The following is an 18,122-nucleotide window of genomic DNA, read 5'->3' as shown; positions in this document are numbered from 1 at the left end:
TTTCATGCCGAAAGACGGTGGCATCGGCGCCAGCACCAAGCGGCGCGAGGATGTGCGGTTCCTGACTGGAAAGGGCCGTTACACGGACGACATCAATATCCGGGGCCAGGCCTATGCCTGGTTTGTGCGTTCTGACGTGGCGCATGGCCGGATTGACCGGATTGACACAAGCGCGGCCGAGGCGATGCCGGGCGTGGTGAAGGTGTTCACCGCAGCCGATTTCGCGGGCGTGGGGGGGATTCCCTGTGGCTGGCAGGTGACCGATCGCTTCGGCAAGCCCATGCAAGAACCCAAGCACCCGGTTCTGGCAGATGGCAAGGTGCGCCATGTTGGCGATCCGATCGCGGTTGTGGTGGCGGACACGCTGGAAGAGGCGCGCGATGCGGCCGAGGCGGTGGTCATCGATATCACCGAACTGCCCCCGGTTCTTGACATGAAGGCCGCACTTTCGGCAGACAGCCCGAAGGTTCACGAGGAACTGTCGTCAAACCTCTGCTACGACTGGGGTTTTGTCGAAGAGAACAAGGGCGCTGTCGAAGAGGCGTTCAAGGCTGCCGCCCATGTGACAACGCTGGAGCTGGTCAACAACCGTCTCGTCGCGAACCCGATGGAACCGCGCGTTGCCGTTGGCGACTATGAAAGCCACTCGGGTAACCACACGCTCTATACCACCTCGCAGAACCCGCATGTGATCCGCTTGCTGATGGGCGCCTTTGTGCTGGGTATCCCGGAACACAAGCTGCGCGTCGTTGCACCCGATGTGGGCGGCGGCTTCGGCTCGAAGATCTATCACTATGCCGAAGAAGCCTTTGTCACCTTTGCGGCCAAGCAGGTTGGACGTCCGGTGAAATGGACCTCGACCCGGTCGGAGGCCTTCATCTCCGATGCCCAGGGCCGCGACCATGTGACGAAGATTGAGCTGGCGCTGGATGCCCAGAACAACTTCACCGCGGTGCGGACGGAAACTTACGCGAATATGGGCGCTTATCTGTCGACCTTCGCGCCGTCGATCCCCACCTGGCTGCACGGCACCTTGATGGCGGGCAACTACCGCACACCGTTGATCTATGTGAATGTGAAGGCAGTCTTCACCAATACCGTGCCAGTCGACGCCTATCGCGGCGCCGGCAGGCCGGAGGCGACCTTCCAGCTGGAACGCGTGATCGACAAGGCTGCGCGTGAACTTGGCGTCGATCCGGTGGAACTGCGGCGGCAGAACTTCATCAAGCCCGACCAATTCCCCTATCAGACGCCGGTTGCGGTGGTCTATGACACCGGCAACTACCACGCCACGATGGACAAGCTGCTGCAAATCTCTGATCGCGCCGGGTTTGAGGCCCGCGCGGCCGAATCGCGCGCACGCGGCAAATGGCGCGGCTTTGGCGTTGCCCATTACATCGAGGCCTGCGGTATCGCGCCGTCAAACCTCGTGGGGCAACTGGGCGCCCGCGCAGGACTTTACGAAAGTGCCACCGTCCGCGTGAACGCAACCGGCTCGATCAGCGTGTTTACCGGTAGCCACAGCCATGGTCAGGGGCACGAAACCTCTTTCGCGCAGGTGGTGGCCGAGTTGATCGGCATCGATGCAGGACAGGTAGAGATCGTGCATGGCGACACCTCGAACACGCCGATGGGCATGGGCACCTACGGCTCGCGCTCGCTGGCGGTAGGGGGCTCTGCCATCGTCAAGGCCACGAACAAGATCATCAACAAGGCCAAGAAGATCGCGGCCCATCTGATGGAGGCGAGCGAGGCTGATATCGAGTTGAAGGATGGCAAGTTCACCGTGGCAGGCACCGACAAGTCGGTCGACTGGGCCGGTGTGACATTGGCGGCTTATGTTCCTCACAACTATCCGCTGGAGAGCATGGAGCCGGGGCTTGAGGAGACGGCGTTCTACGATCCGTCAAACTTTACCTATCCCTCTGGCGGCTATGGGTGCGAGGTCGAGGTCGACCCCGAAACCGGCAAGGTCACCATCCTTGCCTTCAGCGCGGCTGACGATTTTGGCAATATCGTCAATCCGATGATCGTTGAGGGCCAGGTGCAGGGCGGGCTTGCGCAAGGGATCGGGCAGGCGCTGCTGGAAAACTGTGTCTACGATGAGAACGGCCAGCTTCTGTCCGGCTCCTTCATGGATTACGCCATGCCGCGCGCTGATGATCTGCCCAGCTTCAACGTGGATCATTCCTGCTGCACACCCTGCACGCACAATCCGCTTGGTGTGAAGGGGTGTGGCGAGGCCGGAGCCATCGGGTCACCGCCTGCGGTCGTGAATGCGGTGATCGACGCAATCCATCGTGCCGGACGCACCGATGTAACCCATATCGACATGCCGCTGACGCCTTCGCGCGTCTGGCAGGCATTGAACGCATAAGGAGGCTGCGATGAGAGACTTTGAGTTTGTCAAACCCGCCACCGTTGCCGACGCGGTCAAGGCACTTGCCGCCGACGGGGCGCAGCCCCTCTCAGGCGGCCAGACGCTGATTCCCACCATGAAGCAGCGGCTGAACACGCCCGAGCGCCTGGTCAGCTTGACTGGAATTGCCGAGATGAAGGGGGTCTGCAAGGGCGAAGGCGGTCTGCATGTTGGGGCGGCCACGCCCCATGCGGTCGTGGCGCGTGATGCGGCGGCCTATTATCCGGCGCTTGCGGCTCTTGCGGGTGGCATCGGCGATCCGGCGGTGCGCTCGCGTGGCACGATCGGTGGAAGCCTCGCCAACAACGATCCCTCTGCCTGCTATCCTTCGGCCGCTCTCGCCTCGGGCGCGACAATCGTCACCAATACCCGCAAGATCGCCGCGGATGACTATTTCCAGGGATTGTTCTCGACCGCCCTTGAAGAGGGAGAGATCATCACCGAAGTCCGCTTCCCGATCCCGGAAAAGGCGGCTTACGTGAAGTTCAACCAACCCGCCTCGCGTTTTGCCTTGGCAGGCGTCTTCGTCGCAAAGTTCTCGGGCGGCGTGCGGGTTGCAATCACCGGCGCGTCGAACGACGGGGTCTTCCGCTGGGCCGAGGCCGAATCTGCGCTTGGTGCAAACTTTGCGCCGTCCTCACTGGAAGGGCTGAACCTTTCGGGGGATGACATGATCAGCGATCTGCACGGAACAGGCGCCTATCGTGCCCATCTGGCAAAAGTCCTGACAAAACGGGCGGTTATTGCGGCCAGCTAACTTCCTCTTGGCCCCAAATACCCTCGCCGAAGGCAAGGCCCGCCAACAGGCGGGCCTTTCTTTTACCCTTGCCCGCCGTTTTCGAGATAGACCGCGCATCCGGTCAAAGCGGCATAGTCGTCCTCGATGACCGAGACTGCAAAGTTACCCATGAAGCCTGCAAAGCGCCCTTTGTCGCGGAAGGCCCCGGCAAAGTCGAACCGCTCCAGATACGGCTGGAAGGCGCGCGCGACACCGCCGATCAGATAGATACCGCCAAAGGGCAAGTGGATCAGCGCCAGATTGCCAATCTCTGACCCCAGAAGGCGCACATAAAGCTTACCTGTTTCAATGGCTTGCGGGTCATCCTTCGCAAGGGCCGCCATGATGTCGGCCGCCGCCAACTCTCCAGGGTTGCCGGCCTCGGCGCGGACAAAGGCATAGAGCCGCTCCAGTCCGCGGCCCGCCAGCACATCCTCGACGCCCGGAAACCCATGGGCCGTCTCGACAAAGCGAGCGAGGCGAAGATCGGCTTCCGTGCGGACGGGCATGTTGATGTGACCGCATTCCGAAGCGGCGACGATACGTCCCCATGGAGTTTCGTGCACAGGGGCTGCGTTGAATCCGGTGCCCGCACCGACGACGAGTTTCGCTGCATGGGGCTGCGAGGGGGCAGCGATTACGCAGGCAAGCTTGTCGTCGGCGATGTGGCCAAGTGCTTGACCTTGTGCTTGCAAGTCATTGAGGATCGCTGTTTTTTCAGCACCCGTCGCACGGGTCAGTGTTGATGCGTCGATCGTCCACGACAGGTTCGTCATGGTTGCAACACCGTCGCGCACGGGGCCCGCAGCCGCGACGCAAGCGCCCGCACAATCGGTGATCCGCGCCTCGTCCAGATACTGCCGGAGGATGGTTTCCAGACCGGCATAATCGGCATTGCGAAAGCGGCGTATGCTGTCTTGCCGGATCACCTTGCCGTCGGCCAAGGCCACGCGGGTGTTGGTGCCGCCGATATCGGCCACTAGCGAGGGAATGTTCCCCATGGTCTCCTCCAGATCAGGGTGGTGCCGGGCCAGAGCAACCGTTGGTCTTCAGTTTCGCGCCAAGGCGCGTTGCAGGGCGTGATATGACGCTTTCGGGGTTCTTGCCAAGCTCTCGTAATCGACATGAACCAGACCGAACCGCTTTTGATAGCCTTCGGCCCATTCGTAGTTGTCCAACAGAGACCAGTAGAAGAACCCCCGAAGATTGGCACCTGCGGCGATGGCACGCTGCGCGGCCTCGAAATGCCGGGCAACAAAGGCGATGCGTCCCTCGTCATCGATGCCGGGCTGATCGGCGTTGGCCATTCCGTTCTCTGTTACATAAAGCGGAAGGTCCCCCACATAGTCGCGGGCGAGGCGGGTGAGAAACCCTTCCAGCCCTTCTGGGTAGATCTCCCAGCCCATCTGGGTTTTGGGCAGGGGGCCGGACACTTCACGGGTGGCAGGCCAGGCCGTTCCGGGGGCGTCGGCATGCAGATGGCGGGTGTAGTAGTTCACACCCAGCCAATCGAGCTTCTGCCCGATCTTGCCCATGTCGTCTTGCCAGCGGTCGGGCATATGGGGTGCCAGACCTTCGAGCACGATCTCAGGATAGGTCTGACGGGTAATCGCCTCAATGAACCAGCGATTGAAGATCCCGTCCTGCACTGCCGCCGCGCGCTGATCGGCCGGGCTGTCGCTTGCCGGGGTGGCGTGGTCAAAGTTCAGCACGATGCCGAGGTTCTTCTGTCCCAGCCCGCGCATCCGCTCCATCGAGAGACCATGCGCCAGAAGAATGTGGTGCATCGCCCGCGCCGCCGCGCGGATGTCGCGCAAACCGGGCGCATGCGCGCCGATGAAATGGGAAAGCCATGCGACGCACCAGGGCTCGTTGATCGTGGCCACGGTTTCGACGCGGTCACCGATACGGCGGATGACGGCTTCGGTGAAATCGGCAAAGCGATGACAGGTGTCGCGGTTGCGCCAGCCGCCAAGGTCTGACAGCGCGGCCGGCAGATCCCAATGATAAAGTGTCAGGAACGGACGCAGGTCGCGCGCGCCCATGCCATCCACCAGACGGTCATAGAAGTCGAGCCCTTCGGGATTGATGGTCACCCCATCTGGCATGACCCGCGACCAACTGGTCGAGAACCGGTAGGCATCAAATCCTGCGGCGCGGATCAGATCAAGATCCTCGGCCCAGCGGTGATAATGGTCGCAGGCGGTGCTGCCATCTTCGGCCTGCACGACATTGCCTGGTGTCACGGCAAAGGTGTCCCAATGCGATGGTCCGGCGCCTCCAAAGCGTGAGCCTTCGATCTGGTAGGCGGCGGTGGCGGCCCCGAAAAGGAACCCTTCGGGAAATGAGGCGCGATGCGGGATCATGGTCAACCTGTGAAGGGGCCGGTGGACTGGCCGATGATAAGTTCCGCTTCCAGCAACAACTCTTGCGGGCCGGTAACCTTGCCGGTGATCAGGGAAATCAGCATATCGGCGGCCTGACGCCCGGCTTCGCGCACGGAAGATCGGGTGGCGGTAAAGATCGGCACGTCATCGCCATTGCGCAGGTAGCTCAGCTCGTCGTCGTGGATGATGATCGAGACGTCGCGACCAACGCGCAGCCCGCGCTCTTCGAAACCGCGGCGCACACCCATTGCCATGATCATCGACGACACGATTGCCGCCGTCGGGCGCTGATCGAGTGCCAGCATGTGCAGCGCGGCGCGGTACCCTGCAGTTTCTGTCATTTCCTCGCTGACCATGATCGCCGGGTCGGCAGTCAGGCCACGCGCGGTCAGCGCGTCCTCATACCCCCGACGGCGGCGCAGGGCAAAGTCCATGAACTCAAGCCCGTTGATCAGCGCGATGCGACGGTGGCCAAGGTCCAGCAGGAACTCGGTCGCACGCTGAAAGGCGCGGCGGTTGTTCACATCGACCCATGAATAGGGCAGCGTCGTCCCGGTCGCGCGGCCATGGACCACGAAGGGAATGTCGAGCTCGACCAGCAGGGGGATGCGCGGATCCTCCATCCGCGGGGCGTGCAGGATGACACCATCCACCGTGCCACGCGATTTCAGCTCGCGATAGACGCGCTCTTCGTTGTCATCGGGGACGACGGAGAGAAGCATGTCATACCCATTGCGCGAGTAGACCTCACCCGCGCCCGCGATGAAATCGGCAAAAACCGGGTTCACGATCTCATGCCGGGTGGCAAGCGGGATCACGTGGCCCACGGCCATGGCGCGGCCGGTCGCCAGACGTATCGCGCGCGTATTCGGCTTGTAGTTGTATCGTCTTGCCGCCGCCGCAACCCGTTCGCGCGTGGCTTCATTCACCTCGGGATAGCCGTTCAATGCCCGGCTCACCGTGGTGGGGGACAGATCCAGCTTCCGGGCAAGCTCCTTCAGGTTCATGACAGCCAAGTTCAAACCGTTTCAAATTTCGACTGACATTAGCGGCCTGCTGGTGCAAGGTCAAAGGGCAATCCGGAGCAAGTGGTCTTGCCCTCATACTTTCTGCATATGCAAAACAAGCGGTTGGGGTGCCGGATCGGCAGAGAATAGTTGACACAAGGGGCCGTCGCCGCATAGTGGAGCCATTCAAAGCGGTTTGAAAATGATTCCAGCTTTGGGTGGGCCGGATTGAGGGGCGGCCCGCGCAATCGAAAACGGGAGGAATGCGGAATGACACGGAAACTCGTTGCCAGTGCTGCGGCGCTGGCTCTGTTTGCAGGCCACGCGGCTGCGCAGGACCTGAAATTCCCAGTGGGCGAAGGCGGTTTCAATTGGGACAGCTACAAGGCGTTTGACGAGGCGACCAATCTGGATGGCCAGACGTTGTCGATCTTTGGTCCCTGGCGGGGCGAGGATCAGGTTCTGGTTGAATCCGTTCTGGCCTATTTCAGTGCCGCATCCGGCGTGAAGGTCAACTATTCGTCGTCGGAAGGGTATGAACAACAGATCCTCGTCGACACGCAGGCAGGCAGCCCGCCCGACATCTCCATCCTGCCGCAGCCGGGTCTGATTGCCGAGCTGGTGGGCAAGGGGCTTGTTGCACCGCTTGGTGACGAGACGAAGGCCTGGCTGACCGAGAATTATGCTGCGGGCGCGGACTGGGCAAAGCTTGGCACCTACAAAGGCAAGGATGGGGCCGAGGCGCTTTATGCCTTCCCCTACAAGGCCGACGTGAAGTCGCTGGTCTGGTATTCGCCTGACAACTTTGCCGACGCTGGTTACGAAGTGCCCACGACCATGGCGGAGCTGAAGGCGCTGACCGAGCAGATCGTCGCCGATGGCGGCACGCCCTGGTGCATCGGTCTGGGATCGGGCGGCGCTACGGGCTGGCCTGCGACCGACTGGGTCGAGGACCTGATGCTGCGCACCCAATCACCCGAGACCTACGACAAGTGGGTGACGCACGAGATCACCTTCAGCGATCCGGCGGTTCTGGGCGCAATCGATGAATTCGGCTGGTTTGCCAAGAACGATGCCTTTGTCGCCGGCGGTGCTGCCGCTGTCGCCTCCACCGACTTCCGCGAAAGCCCCAAGGGCCTCTTCTCCTCGCCGCCGCAGTGCTACATGCACCGCCAGGCGTCGTTTATCCCGTCCTTCTTCCCGGAAGGAACCGTGGTGGGTGAGGATGCCGACTTCTTCTACTTCCCCGCGGATGAGGCCAAGGGCCTTGGAACGCCGGTTCTGGGTGCGGGCACGCTGGCTTTCATCACCAAGGACACGGAAGCCTCGCGCGCCTTCATCGAGTTCCTGAAGACCCCGATCGCGCATGAAGTGTGGATGGCGCAGAATGGCTTTGTCACCCCGTTCAAGGGCGCCAATGCCGAGCTTTACGGCAACGCGGCGCTGAAGAAACAGGGCGAGATGCTGCTGAACGCCACGACCTTCCGCTTTGACGCATCCGACCTGATGCCGGGCGCGGTGGGCGCTGGTAGCTTCTGGACCGGCATGGTCGACTTTGTGGGTGGCAAGTCCTCGGCCGAGGTAGCCACCACCATCGACGCGGCCTGGCCCAAGTGATCGTCTGCAAGTGATCGTCTGACCGGGGGGCCGCTCGCGCCCCCCGGATCGCCCGCGTGTTCTGGATAAGGGGGGAGAGCATGCATCCCGCATTTCAGGCCATTCTGACCATCGTCATCGGGGTCGGCGGCTGCATTGGTTACTTCTATTTCTCGAACCTGTTTCTGGACAAGGTTCTGTTCCCCGCACGGGGCGAGAATGCCGGGCGCAACATCAATCGCGCTAACATGATCCGCCCCTGGCTGTTCCTGCTGCCTGCGATGATCGCGCTTGGGCTTTATCTGACCTATCCGGTTTTCGCGACGCTCAAGCTTTCGCTGTTTGACAAGTCGGGCGAGAACTTCGTGGGCCTCGGCAACTATGCCCAGATGATGACCGAGGCAAAGTTCTGGGAGGCGATGCGCTCGAACGCCCTGTGGCTTGTCGTCGTGCCGGCCCTGTCAACCGCTTTCGGCCTGCTGGCCGCGCAACTGACCGACCGGATCTGGTGGGGCAATATCGCCAAGTCACTGATCTTCATGCCGATGGCGATCTCCTTCGTCGGCGCATCGGTGATCTGGAAGCTGATCTATGACACGCGGCCCACGGGCCAGGCGCAGATTGGTCTGCTCAACCACATCTGGATGCAGTTTGACGGCGGTTGGGGGTCGGTCCTGCTGCTGCGGGTGCTGCCAGCAGTTCTTCTCGCAGGCTTTGCGGCCCTGATGGGCTGGCTCGCCTGGCTGCTCATCCGGGCGCTGATGGCGGATCGGGCAGGTGGCTTCTGGTTGCGTATCGGCCGGTTGGCGGGCGCCGCGATTTCCGCCCTGATTGGTCTGGTCGCGGTGATCTGGGCCTTTGGCGCTGCGACCGCCAATCTGCCCTATGGTGCGCCACAGCAATGGCTGACCATTCCCTTCTGGAACAACTTCTTCCTGATGGCCGTGCTGATCTGGATCCAGACTGGCTTTGCCATGGTGATCCTTTCCGCCGCGCTGCGTGGCGTGCCGGAAGACACGATCGAGGCCGCGATCCTTGATGGCGCCAATGCGTTCCAGATCTTCTTCAAGATCAAGGTGCCGCAGATCATGGGCACGATTGTCGTGGTCTGGACGACCATCACCATCGTCGTGCTCAAGGTGTTCGACATCGTGCGCGCCATGACCAACGGCCAATGGGGGACGCAGGTTCTGGCCAACTACATGTACGACAAGCTTTTCACCGCCTCGGACTGGGGCGTGGGCTCGGCAAGCGCCATGGTCATCATGCTGCTGGTGACGCCGATTCTCGTCTGGAACGTCTACAATGCCCGCAAGGAGATGCGCTGATGGACAATATCGCAGGCTCCAAACCCGCGCTCGTCTGGGCCGTTCATATTTCGGCCGCGCTGCTGGTTGCGCTCTGGCTGTTCCCGACACTGGGACTTCTGGTGTCGTCCTTCCGCACGGGGGACCAGATCTCCGGTTCCGGCTGGTGGCAGGCGCTGTCGACGCAAGAGGCGCAGCTGCCCGCAATCCGCTTGAAGGGGGAAGAAGTCCAGAAGGACGGTGCCTTTGTGATCGAGGGCAACCTCTTTGACGGGCGCACATCGACGATCTCTCGCTGGGGGATCAACTCGCGCGATCCCAATGCCTTCGCGGCTGGTGAAAGCACCACTTTGCCCGACGGGCCGACCCTGACGCTACAAGAGGATGGCGCATTTGCGCTCAGCTCGACCTCGACCATGGCCGAGATGCGCATGCCGCGGGTCTTTGCCACTGCGACGACCCCGCCGGAATTTACGCTGCAGAACTATAACAATGTGCTCTTCCAGCCCAAAGCCGGACAGGGCGTGGGGCAGGCGTTCCTGAACACGCTGACGGTGTCGATCCCTGCGACGATCATTCCGATCCTGATTGCCGCTTTCGCGGCCTATGCGCTGGCTTGGATGGAGTTTCCGGGGCGCGCCCTTCTGGTGGCTGCTGTTGTCGGCCTGCTGGTGGTGCCGCTGCAACTGGCGCTGATACCGCTGCTGCAGTTCCACAACAGCATTGGTATCGGCAAGGGGTATCTGGGTGTCTGGCTGGCCCATACGGGCTTTGGCTTGCCGCTCGCGATTTACCTGTTGCGCAATTACATGGCGGGTTTGCCGCGTGACATCATCGAGAACGCCAAGGTTGATGGCGCGACCGACTTTCAGATCTTCACCCGGATCATTCTGCCCTTGTCCTTCCCGGCGCTGGCGTCCTTTGCGATCTTCCAGTTCCTCTGGACATGGAACGACCTGCTGGTGGCGCTGGTTTTCCTCGGGTCCGGCGACGATCAGATGGTGCTGACCGGTACGCTGCTGAACCTGATGGGTTCGCGTGGCGGCGATTGGGAAATTCTGTCGGCCTCGGCCTTCGTCTCGATCGCGGTTCCGCTGGCCGTATTCTTCCTGATGCAGAAATACCTGGTGCGCGGCCTGTTGGCCGGCTCGGTAAAGTGAGACGACCCATGAGCTTGCATAAAGACCCCGACTGGTGGCGCGGCGCGGTGATCTATCAGATCTACCCCCGCAGCTTTCAGGACAGCAATGCAGACGGTATCGGCGATTTGCCGGGCATCACCGCACGGCTTGACCATATCGCAAACCTTGGCGCCGATGCGATCTGGATCAGCCCGTTCTTTACGTCGCCGATGAAGGACTTCGGCTATGACGTCAGCGATTATTGCGACGTCGATCCGATGTTCGGAACCCTTGCCGACTTTGACGCGCTGGTGGCGCGGGCCCATGAACTGGGGCTGCGCGTGATGATTGATCTTGTGTTGTCGCACACCTCAGACCAGCATCCCTGGTTCAAGGAAAGCCGCGCAAACCGCACCAATCCGCGGGCAGACTGGTATGTCTGGGCTGAGCCCAAGCCGGATGGCACCCCACCCAACAACTGGCTGTCGGTCTTTGGCGGCTCGGCCTGGGCCTGGGATGGGCGTCGCCAGCAATACTACCTGCACAACTTTCTGACCTCTCAGCCGGACCTGAACCTGCACAACGAAGATGTGCAGGCGGCGCTTCTGGACGTGGCGCGGTTCTGGCTGGAGCGCGGCGTTGACGGATTCCGACTGGATACGATCAATTTCTACTTTGCAGACAAATACTTGCGCGATAATCCCTCGCTTCCGCCAGAGCTGCGGAATGACAGTATCGCGCCTTCGGTAAACCCGTATAACCACCAGTTGCACCTGTTCTCGAAGAACCAGCCGGAAAATCTTGAATTCCTGAGGAAATTCCGCGCGGTTCTGAATCCCTATGGTGCGGCAGCCGTGGGCGAGGTGGGCGATGCCCAGCGTGGGCTGGAGATCATGGCCGAATACACCTCGGGCGGTGACAAGGTGCAGATGTGCTACCCGTTCGAGATGCTGCAACCCAAGCGTCTGACGGCTGCGGGGCTGGAAGAGACCTTTGCGCGGATGGCCGCCGCCGCGCCCGATGCCTGGCCCTGCTGGAGCTATTCGAACCATGACACGGTGCGCCACCTGACGCGCTGGAACCTGACGGATGAGGCCGCATGCACATATGCCACGATGCTGGCCTGCCTGCGCGGCTCGATCTGTCTCTATCAGGGCGAAGAGCTGGGCCTGCCCGAGGCCGAGGTTGCCTTTGAGGATCTTCAGGATCCGTATGGCATCGAGTTCTGGCCCGAATTCAAGGGCCGCGACGGTGCCCGCACGCCGATGATCTGGCAGACCGACAATGGGCAGGGTGGCTTCACCACCGCCAGCAAAAGCTGGCTTCCGGTGACGGCGCCGCATCTGGTGCGGTCGGTGGCGGCACAGGCGGGTGATCCGGGCTCGATGTTGGCCCATTATCGCCGCTCGCTCGCTTTCCGCCGCGCCCATGCGGCGCTGCGGACCGGCGCCATGGAGCAGATAGGCGCCACTGGCAGCGCGGCACATTTCATCCGTCGCGGCGATGAGGTGCTGTTTTGCGCCTTCAACCTTGGTGACGGTGAGCAAACCATCCGCCTGCCCGAGGGGAAATGGCAGACGGTAGGAACGGAATTGGGCAGTCAGCCGGTGACCGGCACAAATGTGACCCTGGGGGCCTGGCAGATCTGCCTCGCCCGTCAGGTCTGAGAGGGGGAAGTCATGGCCGAACTGAAGCTGAGCAATGTCGAAAAGGCCTATGGTGAGGTCAAGGTCCTTCGGGACATCAACCTGGACATCAAGTCCGGCGAATTGATTGTATTCGTGGGGCCTTCCGGTTGCGGCAAGTCCACGCTCCTGCGCATGGTCGCGGGTTTGGAGCGTATTACGGGCGGTGACTTCACCATTGATGGCGTGCGGATGAACGACGTGCCGCCATCCGAGCGCGGGATCGCGATGGTGTTCCAGTCCTACGCGCTTTACCCGCATATGACGGTGCGCGAGAACATGAGCTTTGCGCTGAAGCTCGCCAAGAAGCCGCAGTCCGAGATCAATGCGGCGGTTGAGCGTGCCGCGCGCATCCTGCAACTGACCCCGTATCTCGAGCGTCTGCCCAAGGCACTGTCTGGCGGTCAGCGCCAGCGCGTGGCGATCGGTCGTGCGATCGTGCGCGACCCCAAGGTCTATCTGTTTGACGAACCGCTCTCGAACCTCGATGCCGCCTTGCGCGTGGCGACCCGGATCGAAGTTGCGCAGTTGAAAGAGGCGATGCCCAACTCGACGATGATCTATGTGACGCACGATCAGGTCGAGGCGATGACGCTTGCCACCCGGATCGTGGTGCTGGCCGGCGGCGGCGTTGCGCAGGTCGGAACTCCGCTTGAGCTGTATGAACGCCCTGAGAACGAGTTTGTGGCCCAGTTCATCGGCAGCCCGTCGATGAACCTGCTGCCCGGCGAAATCGTTGAGACCGGCGCGCAGACCCGGATCAAGCTGGACAATGGCGGCGAGGCCTTGGCGTCAATACCCACCAAGGCCAGTGACAAGGGCCTCAAGGTCAATCTCGGCGTTCGCCCGGAGGATCTGGTCCCGACCGAAGGCCTAGGGCTGTTCAGCGGCGAGGTTGAGTTTACTGAAGCCTTGGGCGAGGTGACGCTGCTCTACTTCAAGAAGGTGGGGGAAAGCGCTGGTATGGTTGCGAAATTCCCGGGCATTCATCGTGATTTGCGGCACAAGGCGGTAACGCTGACTGCCGATCCCTCGAAAATTCATCTGTTCAGCAACGGCCGGTCTTTACTCTACCGTTGATTGGCAGGGCGGTTTGGTCGCACTTCCGGGGTAGCGGGGTTTCCGCTATCACTTGAAAAACGCAAGTGATGGCAGACAGATGACCAATCCCGCCGACCCCAAGGGCTACCGACCGCGCGCCTATCCGCCACCGCAGTTCCCACCGGCGCGGCCAAAGCTGTTTGCGCGGATGCCGCCGGCTGTCTTTCCGGTGATCATGGGGGCTGTTGGCCTCGGCCTTGCGCTGCGCCGCGGGCTTGAGGCCTTTGGCCTGCCGTCCGGGTTGGCCGAGATGTTCCTTGGGGTATCTGTGGCGCTTTGGCTATTTGCGGCAACTGGTTATGCTGTAAAGTTGATGCGCCGTCCCTCCGTGCTGCTCGATGATCTGCGGGTATTGCCGGGGCGAGCGGGTATTGCTGCAGCGGTTCTGACCACGCTTCTGGTCGCAGTCGTGTTGGTGCCTTACGCGCCGGGGTTGGCGACTGGCCTCTTGTTCCTGGGCCTTGGATTGCATGCTGCTTTTGCGGTGCTGATCCTGAGACTGATCCTGCGCGCCCCGCCGGAATCGCGCGAGGTGACGCCGATCTGGCATCTGCACTTTGTCGGCTTCATTATTGGCGGAGTGGCGGCAGTTCCGCTGGGTCTGCATGATCTGGCGGTTGTGCTGCTTGGCGTGACGGTGCCGATCGCGATCGCGATCTGGCTTGTGTCGCTCCGGCAACTGATCCTGCGCATTCCGCCCGCACCACTTCGTCCGCTGCTGGCGATCCATCTGGCGCCGGCGGCGCTGTTCACGATCGTTGGCGCAAGCCTGGGGTTTGATCAGCTGGCGCTGATCGCGATTGCGGTTGCAACGCTGATCGTTCTTGCGATGGTGATGGGCGCGCGCTGGATCACCGCGAGCGGTTTTTCCGCGCTTTGGGGCGCCTTCACCTTTCCGCTGACGGCCTTCTGCACGGCGCTTTTCTCGATCAACCTTGACGTTACCGCAGCCATTGCGCTTGCTTTCACGACCGGGCTTGTCATCACGGTCCTTATCCGGGTGCTGCGCGCCTGGCCCAAGGGGCAACTCGCCGCAAAGACCAACGCCGCCGAGGCCTGATCAGCCGCCGATCGTGGCAACGAATGCGCGGGCGAGGTCCAGCCCGACGCGGTCGGCCTGCGCCCCGTGGGTTTCGGCCAGCGTCGGGTGTTCGGAAAGCCAACCGGGGCGCATGGCTTCGGTCAATGCAGGAAACTCGCGGTTCCAATCTGCGACGACCCTGCGGTTCGCCTCGAAGTGGAACTGTGTGCCATATGTGGCGCGCCCGATCCGGAAGGCTTGATTGGCCGCCTGCGCCGAAGTGGCAAGCTGATGCGCGCCTTCAGGTAATCTGAATGTGTCGGAGTGCCACTGAAAGATCGGAAAACGCTGCGGCAGGGCCGAGAAGACAGGGTCCGCCGCCGCCCCGTCGGAAAGGCTGACATCACACCAGCCAAACTCTGGCGCGGCCCCGATCAGGTTTTCGCCGCCAAAACCTCGGGCAAGGATCTGTGCGCCAAGGCAGATGCCCAGAACCGACCGCCCGGCATCCGAGAACGCCCGCATCCGCGCCGCCAGTGACGGAAGGTAAGGGTGGGCCGCGTCATCGAGGGCGTTCTGTTCGCCGCCAAACACAACCATCGCATCAAAATCGGAAACCTCGGGCAGGGCGCCTCCCGCCCATGGCCGGAACTGCCCGATGCGCGCGCCTGCCTCGTGCAAGGCGACGCCGACCTGCCCGTGATGAGTGATCCGGGTATTCTCGACAATGGCGACACGCATAAGGCGACCTCTGTTCGTTTCCTCGGGGGCATCCTGCATGCCGCGCTGTGCCCTGCGCGCCTGTCTGCGACATCCGGGGTGCCGCTCGGCATTTCTGCTTGCACTCGCGCGCGCCCCGTGAAATGGGGAAGCGCCAAACGATCCCATCCCATGACCCGTTCAGGAGGCTTACATGGAGATTCGCGAGGCGCTCACCTTCGACGATGTTCTGCTGGTTCCGGCGGCAAGCAATGTGCTGCCATCCGATGCTGACACGTCGACATTTCTGACCCGCCAGATCCGTATGAACATCCCGCTGGTGTCCTCGGCGATGGATACCGTGACCGAGGGCCGCATGGCCATTGCCATGGCGCAGGCCGGTGGGGTTGGGGTAATCCATCGCAATCTGGACATCGAGGCGCAGGCGCGTGAAGTGCGGCGGGTCAAACGGTTTGAAAGCGGTGTCGTCTATTCGCCGATCACCCTGCGCCCCGACCAGACTTTGGCCGATGCCAAGGAACTGATGGATCGCTACAACATCACGGGCTTCCCCGTTGTGGACGAAAAAGGCCGCGTGGTGGGCATCGTCACCAACCGCGACATGCGCTTTGCCTCGGATGACAAGACGCCCGTCAGCGTGATGATGACCGCCGACAACCTGGCCATCCTGCGAGAGCCTGTGGACCGCGAGGCCGCGATCAGCCTGATGAAGGCGCGGCGGATCGAAAAGCTGTTGGTCACCGATGGTGGCGGCAAGCTCACCGGCCTTCTGACGCTGAAGGATACTGAGAAATCAGTCCTTAACCCCCATGCCTGTAAGGATGAGATGGGCCGTCTGCGCGTGGCTGCAGCCTCGACGGTCGGCGATGCAGGGTTTGAGCGGAGCCAGGCGCTGATCGATGCAGGCGTGGACGTTGTGGTGATCGACACCGCGCACGGCCACAGCGAGGGCGTGGCCATTGCGGTCGAACGCATCAAGAAGCTGTCCAACACGGTGCAGGTGATCGCCGGCAACGTGGCCACCGCCGAGGCGACCCGTGCCCTGATCGGCGCCGGGGCGGATGCGGTCAAGGTGGGCATCGGTCCGGGCTCGATCTGCACCACGCGGATCGTCGCAGGTGTGGGCGTGCCGCAGTTGACCGCGATCATGGACAGCGCGCGCGCCGCTGGCGACATCCCGGTGATTGCGGATGGCGGCATCAAGTTCTCGGGCGATTTCGCCAAGGCGATTGCGGGTGGTGCCTCCTGCGCCATGGTCGGGTCGGCCATCGCTGGCACTGATGAATCGCCGGGCGAGGTGATCCTGTGGAACGGCCGCAGCTACAAGAGCTATCGCGGAATGGGCAGCCTTGGCGCCATGGCGCGCGGCTCTGCCGACCGGTATTTCCAGAAGGATGCCGCCAGCGACAAGCTGGTCCCGGAAGGGATTGAGGGGCAGGTGCCCTACAAGGGATCTGTCGCGACGGTCATTCACCAGATGGTTGGCGGCCTGCGGGCGGCGATGGGCTACACCGGCAATCGCACCGTGGCCGAGATGCGCGCGAACTGCAATTTCGTGCGCATTACCGGCGCGGGGCTGAAGGAAAGCCACGTCCATGACGTGCAGATCACCCGCGAAAGCCCCAACTATCGGGTGGGGTGATGCAAGGCACTGATCCTGCAGTGGGCAACCGATGACCCCGGCTGCCCGCCTTTCTGCCGCGATCGAGATTCTGGACCGCGTTCTTGCCGGCGCCCCGGCCGAGCAGGTGCTGACGAACTGGGCTCGCGCCAGCCGCTTTGCCGGATCAGGCGATCGTCATGCCGTGCGCGATCTGGTTTATGACGCGCTGCGCTGCCGGCGCAGCTTTGCCGCCTTGGGCGGTGCCGAGACGGGCCGTGGCCTGATCCTTGGCGGCTTGCGTTCGGCAGGGGTCGAGCCTGAGACCCTGTTCACCGGTGAGGGCCATGCCCCTGCGCCGCTGAGCAGTGCTGATATCGGACAGGCTCCGACGGGTTTTGCCGCGCTCGATATCCCCGACTGGCTTGCATCGCAGATGCAGCAGGATATGGGCGATGCGTTCGAGGCTGTGGCCGAGGCCCTGCGCCATCGTGCGCCGGTGTTCTTGCGCGCCAATCTGGCACGCGGTTCGCGCGATTCTGCGAGGGAAGCCCTCGCAGAGGCGGGGATCGAGGCCGAACCGCATCCGCTTTCGCCCACGGCGCTTTTGGTGACGGCCGGCGCGCGGCGCGTCTCGGCCTCTGAGCCCTACACCGGCGGACTGGTCGAGTTGCAGGATGCGGCCTCGCAGGCGGTCGTCGATGCGCTGCCGCTGGCGGATGGCATGCGGGTACTTGATTACTGCGCGGGCGGGGGCGGCAAGTCGCTCGCCATGGCCGCGCGTGCGCGGGTGAAGCTTTTTGCTCATGACAGCGATCCGCGGCGTATGCGTGACCTTCCGGCACGAGCCAAGCGCGCAGGGGTCAAGGTCGAGGTTCTGCCCGGTGCACCGTCCGGTCTGTTCGATCTGGTCTTGGCCGACGCACCGTGTTCGGGCTCGGGCAGTTGGCGGCGCGCGCCTGAGGGCAAATGGGCGCTGACCCCGGAGCGCCTGCAGGACCTGCGGAATATTCAGTCGGAGATATTGGACAAGGCTTCCGCACTGGTGCAGCCCCGCGGCTGGTTCGCCTATGCAACCTGTTCGCTGCTGAACGCCGAGAACCGCGACCAGATCGACGCGTTTCTGGCGCGCACAGACAAATGGAGCCTGCAGCGCGAACTGCGCCTTACACCGATTGACGGCGCGGACGGGTTCTATCTGGCCCTGTTGCAGCGGATCACCTAAGAGGCGAGTTTTGCTGCGCAAATTCTCGCAATGGAGTTAACCACCGGTTAACCCTTCGCAGGCGCAATGATCAGGCGCGATTCTGTCTGGCGGGAAGGTGATGATTGGCAGGGCAACGGCGGGCTTCTCGGCCTGGGCGGAGAGGTGGACGACGG

The 18,122-nt window shown here is 62.5% G+C and carries 14 protein-coding genes; 10 read left to right on the top strand and 4 right to left on the bottom strand.

Annotated elements, in window-relative coordinates; all coding sequences use genetic code 11:
• The first annotated feature begins 4 nt into the window (after positions 1 to 4).
• On the top strand, positions 5 to 2,377 hold the full coding sequence (locus FQU74_RS07905; protein ID WP_146285853.1) for a xanthine dehydrogenase family protein molybdopterin-binding subunit: 2,373 nt from the start codon (positions 5 to 7) through the stop codon (positions 2,375 to 2,377).
• A gap of 10 nt (positions 2,378 to 2,387) precedes the next feature.
• Positions 2,388 to 3,176, top strand: coding sequence for an FAD binding domain-containing protein (locus FQU74_RS07900; RefSeq protein WP_146285852.1), 789 nt, complete (start codon positions 2,388 to 2,390; stop codon positions 3,174 to 3,176).
• A gap of 62 nt (positions 3,177 to 3,238) precedes the next feature.
• Here FQU74_RS07900 and FQU74_RS07895 read toward each other — a convergent pair whose 3' ends face one another.
• The 3 genes from FQU74_RS07895 to FQU74_RS07885 are packed head-to-tail and all read right to left on the bottom strand — an operon-like array spanning position 3,239 to position 6,591.
• The gene (locus tag FQU74_RS07895; protein WP_146285851.1) at positions 3,239 to 4,198 is read right to left on the bottom strand and encodes a glucokinase; all 960 of its coding nucleotides are present in this window, start codon (positions 4,196 to 4,198) and stop codon (positions 3,239 to 3,241) included.
• A gap of 48 nt (positions 4,199 to 4,246) precedes the next feature.
• Positions 4,247 to 5,563 (bottom strand): GH1 family beta-glucosidase, encoded by a 1,317-nt coding sequence (locus FQU74_RS07890; RefSeq protein WP_146285850.1) that lies wholly within the window; start codon positions 5,561 to 5,563, stop codon positions 4,247 to 4,249.
• 2 nt (positions 5,564 to 5,565) lie between these two features.
• Complete coding sequence (locus tag FQU74_RS07885) at positions 5,566 to 6,591, bottom strand: substrate-binding domain-containing protein (protein ID WP_146285849.1); 1,026 nt, start codon at positions 6,589 to 6,591, stop codon at positions 5,566 to 5,568.
• Positions 6,592 to 6,861: 270 nt separating this feature from the next.
• Here FQU74_RS07885 and FQU74_RS07880 point away from each other — a divergent pair, with 270 nt between their 5' ends.
• The 6 genes from FQU74_RS07880 (at position 6,862) to FQU74_RS07855 (ending at position 14,461) form a co-directional block, all read left to right on the top strand.
• The gene (locus FQU74_RS07880) at positions 6,862 to 8,208 is read left to right on the top strand and encodes an ABC transporter substrate-binding protein (protein WP_146285848.1); all 1,347 of its coding nucleotides are present in this window, start codon (positions 6,862 to 6,864) and stop codon (positions 8,206 to 8,208) included.
• Between the two features lie 80 nt (positions 8,209 to 8,288).
• Positions 8,289 to 9,515: a carbohydrate ABC transporter permease gene (locus FQU74_RS07875; protein WP_146285847.1), complete on the top strand. Its 1,227-nt coding sequence runs from the start codon at positions 8,289 to 8,291 to the stop codon at positions 9,513 to 9,515.
• Positions 9,515 to 10,654: a carbohydrate ABC transporter permease gene (locus FQU74_RS07870; protein WP_146285846.1), complete on the top strand. Its 1,140-nt coding sequence runs from the start codon at positions 9,515 to 9,517 to the stop codon at positions 10,652 to 10,654. The genes FQU74_RS07875 and FQU74_RS07870 overlap by 1 nt, the downstream gene beginning before the upstream one ends.
• Before the next feature lie 8 nt (positions 10,655 to 10,662).
• On the top strand, positions 10,663 to 12,282 hold the full coding sequence (locus tag FQU74_RS07865; RefSeq protein WP_146285845.1) for an alpha-glucosidase: 1,620 nt from the start codon (positions 10,663 to 10,665) through the stop codon (positions 12,280 to 12,282).
• A gap of 12 nt (positions 12,283 to 12,294) precedes the next feature.
• Positions 12,295 to 13,380: an ABC transporter ATP-binding protein gene (locus tag FQU74_RS07860; protein ID WP_146285844.1), complete on the top strand. Its 1,086-nt coding sequence runs from the start codon at positions 12,295 to 12,297 to the stop codon at positions 13,378 to 13,380.
• Positions 13,381 to 13,459: 79 nt separating this feature from the next.
• Entirely contained in the window at positions 13,460 to 14,461 is a 1,002-nt protein-coding gene (locus FQU74_RS07855; protein ID WP_146285843.1) for a TDT family transporter, read from the top strand.
• Here the strand turns inward: FQU74_RS07855 and FQU74_RS07850 are convergent, their stop codons facing one another.
• Positions 14,462 to 15,163 carry a type 1 glutamine amidotransferase gene (locus FQU74_RS07850; protein WP_146285842.1) on the bottom strand — a complete coding sequence of 234 codons (702 nt, stop codon included), beginning with the start codon at positions 15,161 to 15,163 and terminating at the stop codon, positions 14,462 to 14,464.
• 172 nt (positions 15,164 to 15,335) lie between these two features.
• Between FQU74_RS07850 and guaB the strand changes: the two genes are divergently transcribed.
• Together guaB and FQU74_RS07840 are read left to right on the top strand one after the other, a co-directional pair.
• On the top strand, positions 15,336 to 16,784 hold the full coding sequence (gene guaB / locus FQU74_RS07845; RefSeq protein WP_146285841.1) for an IMP dehydrogenase: 1,449 nt from the start codon (positions 15,336 to 15,338) through the stop codon (positions 16,782 to 16,784).
• Positions 16,785 to 16,815: 31 nt separating this feature from the next.
• A complete protein-coding gene (locus FQU74_RS07840) occupies positions 16,816 to 17,967 on the top strand; it encodes an RsmB/NOP family class I SAM-dependent RNA methyltransferase (protein WP_146285840.1) in 1,152 nt (383 codons plus the stop codon).
• The last annotated feature ends 155 nt before the right edge of the window (positions 17,968 to 18,122 follow it).

Source organism: Gemmobacter aquaticus (assembly GCF_007859075.1).
Lineage (GTDB): Bacteria > Pseudomonadota > Alphaproteobacteria > Rhodobacterales > Rhodobacteraceae > Gemmobacter > Gemmobacter aquaticus.
Note: the sequence above shows the minus strand (reverse complement) of the source record. Positions and strands in the feature narration are given on the sequence as shown.

Excerpts from the sequence above, each read along its gene's own strand:
- guaB (WP_146285841.1), top strand. The coding sequence starts at position 15,336 with ATGGAGATTCGCGAGGCGCTCACCTTCGACGATGTTCTGCTGGTTCCG.
- FQU74_RS07905 (WP_146285853.1), top strand. The coding sequence starts at position 5 with ATGCCGAAAGACGGTGGCATCGGCGCCAGCACCAAGCGGCGCGAGGAT.
- FQU74_RS07840 (WP_146285840.1), top strand. The coding sequence starts at position 16,816 with ATGACCCCGGCTGCCCGCCTTTCTGCCGCGATCGAGATTCTGGACCGC.
- FQU74_RS07860 (WP_146285844.1), top strand. The coding sequence starts at position 12,295 with ATGGCCGAACTGAAGCTGAGCAATGTCGAAAAGGCCTATGGTGAGGTC.
- FQU74_RS07880 (WP_146285848.1), top strand. The coding sequence starts at position 6,862 with ATGACACGGAAACTCGTTGCCAGTGCTGCGGCGCTGGCTCTGTTTGCA.
- FQU74_RS07900 (WP_146285852.1), top strand. The coding sequence starts at position 2,388 with ATGAGAGACTTTGAGTTTGTCAAACCCGCCACCGTTGCCGACGCGGTC.
- FQU74_RS07850 (WP_146285842.1), bottom strand. The coding sequence starts at position 15,163 with ATGCGTGTCGCCATTGTCGAGAATACCCGGATCACTCATCACGGGCAG.
- FQU74_RS07885 (WP_146285849.1), bottom strand. The coding sequence starts at position 6,591 with ATGAACCTGAAGGAGCTTGCCCGGAAGCTGGATCTGTCCCCCACCACG.
- FQU74_RS07875 (WP_146285847.1), top strand. The coding sequence starts at position 8,289 with ATGCATCCCGCATTTCAGGCCATTCTGACCATCGTCATCGGGGTCGGC.
- FQU74_RS07865 (WP_146285845.1), top strand. The coding sequence starts at position 10,663 with ATGAGCTTGCATAAAGACCCCGACTGGTGGCGCGGCGCGGTGATCTAT.
- FQU74_RS07890 (WP_146285850.1), bottom strand. The coding sequence starts at position 5,563 with ATGATCCCGCATCGCGCCTCATTTCCCGAAGGGTTCCTTTTCGGGGCC.
- FQU74_RS07870 (WP_146285846.1), top strand. The coding sequence starts at position 9,515 with ATGGACAATATCGCAGGCTCCAAACCCGCGCTCGTCTGGGCCGTTCAT.
- FQU74_RS07855 (WP_146285843.1), top strand. The coding sequence starts at position 13,460 with ATGACCAATCCCGCCGACCCCAAGGGCTACCGACCGCGCGCCTATCCG.
- FQU74_RS07895 (WP_146285851.1), bottom strand. The coding sequence starts at position 4,198 with ATGGGGAACATTCCCTCGCTAGTGGCCGATATCGGCGGCACCAACACC.